We start from the raw sequence: 422 nt of genomic DNA, 5'->3' as shown, positions 1-422 counted from the left end.
TCGCTGCCGGCAAGTACGAGCAACAGTCTTTCCGATGTTTTCCGGCTGACGCGGCGGCGCAGCGTTCAACTGGGGATGCTGGCAATCCTGTTGCTGATGACAGGGCATTTTGCCGGCTCGGTCTATGTGCGTCCCTTCCTCGAACAGGTGACGCTGCTTGACACCACGCCGATTGCCCTCGCCCTGCTCGGCTTTGGCGTTGCTTCCGTGATCGGCAATGTGCTGGGGGGCCGGATGGCTGACACCAGTATCCGCCTCGCACTCATCGTTACCGCCGCCCTGATGGCATTCGCGACGATTGCCCTCGTTGTCTGGGGTGTTCACAGCGGCGCCGCATTCGCGCTCGTCGCGCTTTGGGGCCTTGCCTTCGGCATGGCGCCCGTGGTGCTGCCGACCAATCTTTCCCGCGGTGCACCCGATGC

Annotated in this window: 1 pseudogene; it reads left to right on the top strand. The window is 63.5% G+C overall.

The features are described from left to right. Nucleotides 1-422 (top strand): annotated as a pseudogene (locus PL597_RS26090) (MFS transporter); the annotation flags it as partial.

This window comes from Agrobacterium sp. ST15.13.013 (genome assembly GCF_027956525.1).
Lineage (GTDB): Bacteria > Pseudomonadota > Alphaproteobacteria > Rhizobiales > Rhizobiaceae > Agrobacterium > Agrobacterium salinitolerans.
Note: the sequence above shows the minus strand (reverse complement) of the source record. Positions and strands in the feature narration are given on the sequence as shown.